The sequence below is a fragment of the Streptomyces sp. H39-C1 genome (genome assembly GCF_027158125.1).
In the GTDB taxonomy this organism is placed as follows: domain Bacteria; phylum Actinomycetota; class Actinomycetes; order Streptomycetales; family Streptomycetaceae; genus Actinacidiphila; species Actinacidiphila fildesensis.
In genome coordinates, this window is record NZ_JAPVLS010000169.1 from 1 (window position 1) to 8,005 (window position 8,005).

The 8,005-nt window shown below is 67.6% G+C and carries 11 protein-coding genes; 3 read left to right on the plus strand and 8 right to left on the minus strand.

Annotation, left to right across the window (positions count from 1 at the left end):
* Nucleotides 1–282: 282 nt before the first annotated feature.
* The 3 genes from O3W51_RS46220 to O3W51_RS46230 all read right to left on the minus strand — a co-directional run bounded on the left by O3W51_RS46220 (nt 283) and on the right by O3W51_RS46230 (nt 2,340).
* On the minus strand, nt 283–747 hold the full coding sequence (locus O3W51_RS46220; RefSeq protein ID WP_269289981.1) for an ATP-binding protein: 465 nt from the start codon (nt 745–747) through the stop codon (nt 283–285).
* A gap of 255 nt (nt 748–1,002) precedes the next feature.
* Entirely contained in the window at nt 1,003–1,239 is a 237-nt protein-coding gene (locus tag O3W51_RS46225; protein ID WP_198359236.1) for an XRE family transcriptional regulator, read from the minus strand.
* A gap of 402 nt (nt 1,240–1,641) precedes the next feature.
* On the minus strand, nt 1,642–2,340 hold the full coding sequence (locus O3W51_RS46230; RefSeq protein WP_269289983.1) for a DUF2599 domain-containing protein: 699 nt from the start codon (nt 2,338–2,340) through the stop codon (nt 1,642–1,644).
* Between the two features lie 711 nt (nt 2,341–3,051).
* Here O3W51_RS46230 and O3W51_RS46235 point away from each other — a divergent pair.
* On the plus strand, nt 3,052–3,261 hold the full coding sequence (locus tag O3W51_RS46235; protein WP_269289986.1) for a hypothetical protein: 210 nt from the start codon (nt 3,052–3,054) through the stop codon (nt 3,259–3,261).
* A gap of 510 nt (nt 3,262–3,771) precedes the next feature.
* Here the strand turns inward: O3W51_RS46235 and O3W51_RS46240 are convergent.
* Nucleotides 3,772–4,158, minus strand: coding sequence for a hypothetical protein (locus tag O3W51_RS46240; RefSeq protein WP_269289988.1), 387 nt, complete (start codon nt 4,156–4,158; stop codon nt 3,772–3,774).
* Nucleotides 4,159–4,432: 274 nt separating this feature from the next.
* Nucleotides 4,433–4,849: a transposase family protein gene (locus O3W51_RS46245; RefSeq protein ID WP_198359210.1), complete on the minus strand. Its 417-nt coding sequence runs from the start codon at nt 4,847–4,849 to the stop codon at nt 4,433–4,435.
* A 396-nt stretch (nt 4,850–5,245) separates the two neighbouring features.
* Between O3W51_RS46245 and O3W51_RS46250 the strand changes: the two genes are divergently transcribed.
* The gene (locus tag O3W51_RS46250; protein WP_198359209.1) at nt 5,246–5,599 is read left to right on the plus strand and encodes a VOC family protein; all 354 of its coding nucleotides are present in this window, start codon (nt 5,246–5,248) and stop codon (nt 5,597–5,599) included.
* Nucleotides 5,600–5,844: 245 nt separating this feature from the next.
* Here O3W51_RS46250 and O3W51_RS46255 read toward each other — a convergent pair whose 3' ends face one another.
* Both O3W51_RS46255 and O3W51_RS46260 read right to left on the minus strand, forming a co-directional pair.
* Nucleotides 5,845–6,081, minus strand: coding sequence for a hypothetical protein (locus tag O3W51_RS46255; protein ID WP_198359208.1), 237 nt, complete (start codon nt 6,079–6,081; stop codon nt 5,845–5,847).
* Nucleotides 6,082–6,482: 401 nt separating this feature from the next.
* Nucleotides 6,483–6,746 carry a hypothetical protein gene (locus tag O3W51_RS46260; protein WP_198359207.1) on the minus strand — a complete coding sequence of 88 codons (264 nt, stop codon included), beginning with the start codon at nt 6,744–6,746 and terminating at the stop codon, nt 6,483–6,485.
* A gap of 137 nt (nt 6,747–6,883) precedes the next feature.
* Between O3W51_RS46260 and O3W51_RS46265 the strand changes: the two genes are divergently transcribed.
* Nucleotides 6,884–7,543 (plus strand): hypothetical protein, encoded by a 660-nt coding sequence (locus O3W51_RS46265; protein ID WP_198359206.1) that lies wholly within the window; start codon nt 6,884–6,886, stop codon nt 7,541–7,543.
* A gap of 221 nt (nt 7,544–7,764) precedes the next feature.
* On the opposite strand, the gene O3W51_RS46270 is transcribed toward O3W51_RS46265, so the two are convergent.
* Nucleotides 7,765–8,005: hypothetical protein (locus O3W51_RS46270; RefSeq protein ID WP_269289993.1), on the minus strand; the 241-nt coding region annotated here is incomplete at its 5' end.

Sequence of the window (8,005 nt, forward strand, 5' to 3'; positions counted from 1 at the left end):
CCCTGGACTGGTCGCAGCAGCGCAGGACCTTGGCCAGGACAAGCACCGGTGCCGGTTGTACGAGACCGTCATCAGGGAAGCCTGCGACCAGGCTGACCTTCACCGTTTCCTCAACACCGGGCTCCTCCTGGGCCTGTGGCCGGCCCTGTGGCTTCCCGCCCGGCCGACGACGCTGTGGGAAGACATGTTTCCCGGGCTGCGACCTCGACCCGAGCCGGGAGCTGCCCAGCCGCCCCGGCGTCGTGGCCAAGGTCACGGTTCCGGCGTTTCGATGCCCGCGGATCAGCGTTCTCCCGGAGTGACCCGGTAGCGCGCCGCGCTCCGCCCATACTTCCCGCCGCCTGTGTGCGGGTCGGGGTGGCCCGGCGGGAGGAAGCAGGCCGTCACGGTCTTGCCGTCCGTCTGCTGACGGGTCTCCCAGCTGTCGGCGAGCGAGTCAACCAGAACCAGGCCCCGGCCGGAGGCCCGGTCGGGGTCCGGCGCAGGGGCCGCGGGCTCGCCGCCACCGGAGTCGGGGACGCTGACGTGCAGGCACCGGCTGTCCCAGGCCAGCATCACCTGCGCGCCGCTGTGGGCGTGGACGTGCGCGTTGGTGCTCTTCTCCGAGACCGTCAGCTCGATATCGTCCACCGTCTCGGGGGCTTCACGAGTCCTCTCCAGCGCCTCCACGTGCCGGCGCGCCCATCGCCGGCCCGCCTGCACTCCGCTCGATATGGGAAAGGACTGCGCCCAACCCACGGCCTTCATCGACCCCTCACCCACCGTTACCCTCCCCAATTAGTCGGCTGACCGGCATGTACCCCGGTACCCGGATCCCACCAGGTAGCCGCCCGGTCACCGGCTGTCCGTCAGCGGCGTGCGTGCCGGGCAGTATTGGGGCGGCGGTGCCGGGACCGGGCCGGGGAACCAGCAGGCGCTCCTCGTAGCGGTCCAGTGTCAGCACCAGCCCGAGGAGGAGGCCCGGGAGAGCGACGGCGAACATCTCCACGGGCGGGGCGGAGGTCAGGCCGGCGCCACGGCAGGAACACCGGCGGCCTCAAGGACGTCCGGCAGCGGCAGCCCGAGAGCTGCGGCCAACTCGGTCAGCTCCTGCTCCGTAGGCCGGACCGGCCCGCCAGCGCCGTCTTCGGCGAACGCCCGTATCCGCGGCGTACGGATCCCCGTCACCTCCGCGAGACCCCCAGCGGTCACATGACGAAGACGCATGGTCTGCTGCAGCACTTGCGAAAGATCGGCCATCACCTTCTCCTGCCCCACACCAGACCACCAACCCCCATCGTCCACCGATTGGCTCAATAGCGGTACGGGCCGCGACGCCGGCACACTCAGAGCGCGGCGTCGGCCAGGGCCAGACGCCGTGAGGCCGGTGACATGCACAATCTGGCGTCACTCGCTACTACCACCGACTATGGAACAGAGGAGTGTCCCGTTGCCGGGTCCTCCACCACCGTGTCCCAGGGGAAGGGGAGTTCATCCACGAATTCACGCTAGGCCATGGATCGACCGTAGGGCGGTCCGGAACGCGGGAGGGGGACGGTTCGTCCCCCTGGACTGGGGGACGAACCGTCCCCCTCGGTGACCTGGGTATGGGTGAACTAGGAACGGAAGGAGGTTAGCGAGGGGCTTCGACGTCTGTCAGTGCTACCAGTTGCACCTGGATGCGAGCATCTTCGCGAAATTCATGCCGATGTCATCGCGCCAGACTTCGAGGTCCCAGGTCGGACCGCCGAAGTGGCCGCCGCTAGTGTTGCGGTAGGAATACTCCGCGTGGCAGTAAAGCTGCTCGTAGGTCGAGTTTATCTCGGTCTGTGTGGCGTTCGGGAACAGCGGCGTGTTGGACCACACCTGCTTCCAGTCATCCGGCACGTCACTGGAAGCGGTGGTGTGCCCGGTGCTCTGGAACGCGGCGGCGGTCGGGGTGACGTGTACGGAACGCTTGCTGCGGTCGGCCAGGTTGACGTAGACGTCGGTCGTCTCCACCCACTTCGAGTAGGTATTTCCTCTGTAGCCGACACACTGACTCTGGCAGGTCTCGAAGGCGTCGGACTGGCCGGGGCTGTACAGGAGATACCGGAAGTGCTCGAAGCCCTGCTCTACGCCCTTGTTGTCGTCGACGTTGCCCCCGATGTGGTCGCCGTTGAATTCGTCCGTCGTCGGGTAGCCGAAATTGCCCCCTTCGTACCCATTCTGTCCCCAAAACCATCCGATCAGGCCGCGTACCGGGTGCGCTCCGGTGTTGGGGCTCCAGTAGATCGAGCCATTCTCGAACACCTGGCGTCGGCCGACGCCGTCCGGAAGAGCGAGTTCGTCGGTGGAGGGGCAGCCGAGAGACTGCTGCACACCGGGTGTCTGGGTGTACTCCGTCCAGATGGCGCCGTCGACCGAGTGGCCCTCGTTGCAGAAAACCTGCGCTGACGCGGGAGCGGCCTGGACACCCAGCAGCAGAAGGACACTTGCTGTGAGCAGGGTGAGGAGCCGTGTACCTCTTGATCTGATCATGCCTAGCAGTATCTATGGACGTAGATGGTGCGGGCTGCGGGAGAAGGAGTCAAAGTTCGGGCCGAAGACGGCCGAAAACACGAGCCCCCCCCCCGCCGGCCAGGAGACCTTGTCGTGAGGTGACGAGGTTCCAGCCGACGGCGAGCCAATCACATCTGCGCAGCGTGGACCGCCCCAGCCGCCTCCGGCACGATGCCCGGAGGAAGGCCGGCACCTGCCGTGGCTACCGGCCCAGGTGGGGCACAGCGGCGCCCAGATCGATGCACCCGCATCCACTGTCCGGCCGCCCAGAGGTGTGGGGCATGGGCATGGCTGGGACGAACGGTGGCGATTCAGGGGACCTCTACATCACGGTCCACTTCGCCTGACCACATCCGGCGGGTAGCGTCCGCAGGTCTGCCCCTGTGCGGGTTCCGGCCAGGAGGTGGCTTTCTGCCAATCACGGGCAACTCGGGCACCGCGCCGCCGGCTTCGCGCTACACAAGGAGGCTGGGACGGATGTCCGCGGCCTTCCGGCGGGAGCGGCTGGGGTCTGGCGGAGGGTCTGGGCGCTTGCTGACGATCAACGTGGCAGTCCTGCTCGTGATCATTGCGTTCTTCCGGCTGCGCCGCCGTACCGAGGCCCGGAGCCGCTTCGACGAGAAGATGACCGTGGTCATCGTTCTGGCGTTGGGCGTCCTCATCGCCCCGACGGCGGCGGGACAGAAGATCCTGGACGTCCTGAACCAGCTCGTGCAGGGCGTTTCACACGCCGGTTCCTGAGGAGCGTCGCTCACGGCGTTGCCCCGTGCAGACCCGTACCCGGGAGAGACCGTGAGGGCCGCAGTGAGGCTGCCGGCCGGTGCCCAACGTGGTCGGCCGGTCCGGCGGCCTCGGGTGGCCGGGCAGGCCTCGAGGCTGCCGGGCCGGGTGCAGCGTGATGCGGAGACGGGGGGTGAAAGGCCCCGCATCACGCTGGTCTATCGGGAGGGCCACGGGCAGCTGTCTGTCAGCATGGCCCACTCCGGATCGGTTTGGCCGGGTACGACACGCTCTGCCGCTGCCCATGGGGCGGCCAGTTCCGCGAAGATTGGCTCGTCTCCCGGGGCGGGTCGGTTCCACGATGGCGGCCGGCCCGGCCGGTGACGGGCACCGGCTGCGTCGCCACCCGAGTCATGCAGGTCTCACGCGTCGAAGCTGTGGCGGGCAGAGGCCCGGGAGGTCAGGCCACCACTTGGGGTGGGCAGCAATCAAGTCACGCAGGACGGGGCTGGACGCCAACGTGGTCTCGCACTAGTCCTTCCAAGGGCCGGCGCTGGCACTCTCGGGGCTGGCCCTGTGGGTAACGATTCCCTGGTTCATGATGTCCGCCAGCAGTTCACCTACCGTAACCACCACCGGACACAGCGGATCGTTCTCCGGGCACGATCGGCCGTCGTAGAAATAGGCTCGAAGCGCAGGTTTCTCAATCATCAGCAGGTGTATCTCCCGGAGGGCACCCAGCACCGTGTCGTTGGCCGAGACAGCGGTCACTCTGATACCGGACTCCACCTGCTTGTGGGCTGCCCTCGCCTGTTCCACCGCAGCTTTCGTCTGTCTTGCTAGATAGAAGATGGAGCCAGACGTGAGCACGAGCGTCACCAGTACACCGAGCAACGCGACTAACGTTTCATCCGACATGCGGCCTCCTGAGGTGATGACTAGGAGAAACTAGCGCCCCCAGGACCCTGCTGTCGGTCCTTTGTTCCCATTGCCATCGCCCGCCAGAATCGGTCGCCGTGCCCCGCCGCTCTCTACCCTCACGGCCAAGGCCGCCGCCCTTCCCGCACTCCTGATCAACCCAGGCGGGGCAGCTCGGGGCAAGGTCAACAGACAAACTGCGGTGCGACGGTGCCGCCTGCACACTTCGCATCGGTGACAACAGCGCTGCCTCGTCGGTGCCAACCATCCTGCTTCATGCCGCGGTCAGCCCCAGAGCAGTAGCCATCCGGGACCCGGCGCGGCCCGCCAACGCGAGCGCGACCCGGTCCAGTAGCTCTCCGAGCCGGTCGGTGCACCGCGCGTACGGGCTGGTCAGCCCCGGTATCTGCTCAGCGAATGTGCGCTGGGAACAGCCGGGAGCGACGCACACGAAGCGTCGCACGGACAGCAGGATCCGTACGGCGTGCCCGGCCAGCGGAAGATCCTGCAGCTGTCGCTCATAGCGGTCGTGCACCCGTGCCGACGCCCGGCCGCAGGACGGACATACGCCTTCACCACTCCGGCCGGCCAGCTGCACCATCAATCCGTTCACCCCGTGCACTGCGGCGGTGATCAGCACCTCGACGCCCTCGAACAGCACGTCCTGCCAGGAGATCTCGTCGTGGTCCATGTCCTGGGCATCGACCCGGACGGTACGAAACAGCCCACACTCACCAGACCTGATGGAGCGTCATATGTGGCGATTCGGACTGCGGCGCACCCCGGCGCGCAGTCCGGAATCGAACAGCCTCTTCACCGACCGTGATGGCTCCCCGCGATCGCTGCCAGAGCCCAGAACCCACCTACGAAGCCACCTCGATGCCGAACCAGGGCCTGGCGCCGGCTGTCCTTTGACAGTGAAGTCAGTCGCACTGTCATCCAATCGAGGCGTTTGACAGCGAAGCTAGTCGTCAGCGCCCTCTTTGCCAGTGAACCTAGCCATGCGAGGCAAACGCGCTGGGGGTGCTGGGGTGGGAAGAGTGGCGGCTTTGCGGGGTGGGTCGCCGGTCTGCCTATGCTCAGGCCCATGGCACTGGAATGGGAACAGATCATCGTCGCCTCCGCCGACCCCGTCGCTCTCGGGCGCTGGTGGGCCGAGGCTCTCGGCTGGGTTGTGGTCGACGAATCCGAGGAGATCATCGAGATCCGGCCTGAGCCGGACCGGATGCCGGGCCTGCTCTTCGTGCCTGTCCCCGAGGGCAAGACGTCGAAGAACAGGCTCCACCCCGACTTCCGCCCCGACGACCAGGAGACCGAGGTCGCCCGGCTGCTCTCCCTCGGCGCCCGGCGCGTCGACACCGTGCAGGACGGGCAGCACTGGGTGACCCTCCTCGACCCGGAGGGCAACGAGTTCTGCGTCCTGAGTGAGCGCAAGAGCTGAGCGGGGACCGGGCAGCTGTCCGGGCCTCGACGTCCGCCTCGTTGACACGCAAGTTAGTCCGCCCAGGTCAGGTCACCCCTGACCGACTATCTTCGCTGTCAAAGGACACCGGCGGTCGCGTTCAGCAGGCGTCACCGGGTGACGCCTTCCGGTGACGCAAATCCGCTTCAGCCGAACGGCACATACGAGAAATCGGCCGTGTGCGGGGCTCTGCCGACCGAAGAAGAAAACCTGACCGGGGCCTGTCAGCTGGCGGCGTCCGCGAGTGTGGCCAGCTCGGTCTCGGTCGGGTCTGCCGCGTGCCGTCCATGAAGGGGTTCGCACTGCCCCACGGCCTGCAACGCCTCGGCGGGTACGCCGGCGGCGGTGGCTTCTGCGATGGCCGCGTCAAGGGCGAGGCGGGTGCGGGCGTGGTCTGCGGTTGCCTCCTGGACGCGTTGCAGCCAGGCAATGTGGGCGACAGAGACCGCGGTGGTGTTCATAGCAGCCGTCTGCCCGGGTAGCTGCTGGGAAATCCTTCAGCCCAGGCCGACCGCGGCACTCAGACAATCGCCGGGTCGCGTTGACGTACACGGCCGTCCCGGCCGGGCCCGAGCGAGGTCGCGCCTCTGGTCGCAGCTCTGATCGCGCCTCACAGCGCGCTCCTGGTCGCGGTCCTGATCGCACCTCTGGTCGCACCGGAATTCCACCCGTGGCCAGGAAAGGTGCAGGCCGCAGGCCCTGTAACGGGGTGACCGGCACGCCGACTACTTACCTGCACCGGGGGTCGGGAACGCAGCAGGCGGTCAGGAAGAGCTTCCCGCGCGCCGGTACGTGCCGCCGCTCCTGGTGGCCGTTCTCCCGGGATCCGGCCGCAGCTCCCGCCGACGGCCCGGGGCCCCGGTCAGGTGGCATCCGGGTCGATGCCCTGGGCGCGGGCCAGCGCGAACAGGACGCGCTCGATGCTCTCCAGCCGCCGGGCAATGGAGCGCTCGCCCGGCGCGCCGATGGCGTCAGCGAGGGAGTCGATGTTGCCGAACGCGGTGTGCTGCTGCTCGCGGATCGACGCCAGCTGCTCGCCGTGCTCCGCGAGGGTGCGCCCGGTGCGAAACGCCACCGCCTCCAGATCCCGCAACCGCCCGTCGTACGCCGCCGCCTCATGTGTCATACCGCCATCCTGACACGCCCCACCCCCCGCCCAGGTGGCTTCCCCGCGCGGCTTGGGCCATGAGCCGAAAGTGGGAACCACGGTGCGGCGCCGCACCGCTGAAGCGCTTCGGCCGTTCTGCAAGTGTGGGATTCCATGTGTACCGAGAGTCGTACTCGCCGTTTGTTTTCGTTCACCGAGATTTGGTTCTCGATGCCGACCTGAGCGTTACCAGCCGCCTGCTTTATGTCGTGCTCCAGGCGCGCGTAGACTACGGGATCTCCATGGAGGACGTAGCCCCATTGATTGGTCTGGAAGACGCAGAGCAAGTGCAGCCGTTTCTTGACGAGCTGGTCAACTTCGGAGTCGTTGAGACGCGCCCGCACTTTGGTCGAGATCCCAGCATCCTGATCTACCCAACTCCGCTATCACAGGAACGGCGTATCCACGGATGCATCCCCTGCGGGCGATGTGGTGAGTGCTCTTGCGAGCACATCAAGGGGCTGTGCCGTATCTGCGACCAGATCGACCGTGCGGAGAAAGAAGCCCGGCGTGACCTTGACCGGTGGAAGCAGCAGCTAGACGCCGGAGCCACTTACGCCATCGGACAAACCGCCGTCCGGCTGCACCGCTGGGACTGCCTAAGCCTGAACTCGCCTGAGAAAAGCCTGGCCCAAATGGAAAGTTCACGACCCCATGCCCGCAAGACAGGTCAGCTCTACTGGCCTCGGCTGCCGGACCTCTATACCGCACAGGAGCTGCGTCTCAAGGGCTGCCGCAAACGCTGGTGTGCCCTGTGCGGACCCGAGCCGCTATAGCGGAGGGAACGTTGGACACAGGCGGCAGCCGAGCCGGGGCAGACAAACGGCTTGCCGGGGCCCGAATGCGCTCGGACCCCGGCAATGGGGGGGCAGGTTCCGTCGTTCCCGCACCCGTCCAACGACACCACCACCCCCGAGGTCACCCCCGACACGCCCAGAGGCGGCACGCACAGCACGCGACACGCGTTGGCCGACCCGGTGGATACCGGCGCGCGCCGTCAGTCGACGGGGCCGGCGGGCGAGTGCAGGCCGAGCTGGACGGCCGCCAGAGCGACCGCGTCCGCGACGCTCAGGCCGTCCCCGCCCTCACGTCCGGCCTCGGCGCGCAGCCAGTCCGCGCGGGCCGCCAGGCGCAGCGCGAGGTCCCGTTCGGGATCGGTCAGGTTCCGGCAGCCGCGCCGGCGCTCCGCCATCGGGTAGTTGTCCACCGGTGCACCGTAGGCCCGGCGCACCACCCCG

What these genes read in the sequence shown, in the direction of transcription:
- O3W51_RS46250 (WP_198359209.1), top strand. Translation starts at nt 5,246, where the DNA reads ATGGCACTGGAATGGGAACAGATCATCGTCGCCTCCGCCGACCCCGTC.
- O3W51_RS46225 (WP_198359236.1), bottom strand. Translation starts at nt 1,239, where the DNA reads ATGGCCGATCTTTCGCAAGTGCTGCAGCAGACCATGCGTCTTCGTCAT.
- O3W51_RS46245 (WP_198359210.1), bottom strand. Translation starts at nt 4,849, where the DNA reads ATGGACCACGACGAGATCTCCTGGCAGGACGTGCTGTTCGAGGGCGTC.
- O3W51_RS46240 (WP_269289988.1), bottom strand. Translation starts at nt 4,158, where the DNA reads ATGTCGGATGAAACGTTAGTCGCGTTGCTCGGTGTACTGGTGACGCTC.
- O3W51_RS46255 (WP_198359208.1), bottom strand. Translation starts at nt 6,081, where the DNA reads ATGAACACCACCGCGGTCTCTGTCGCCCACATTGCCTGGCTGCAACGC.
- O3W51_RS46220 (WP_269289981.1), bottom strand. Translation starts at nt 747, where the DNA reads ATGAAGGCCGTGGGTTGGGCGCAGTCCTTTCCCATATCGAGCGGAGTG.
- O3W51_RS46260 (WP_198359207.1), bottom strand. Translation starts at nt 6,746, where the DNA reads ATGACACATGAGGCGGCGGCGTACGACGGGCGGTTGCGGGATCTGGAG.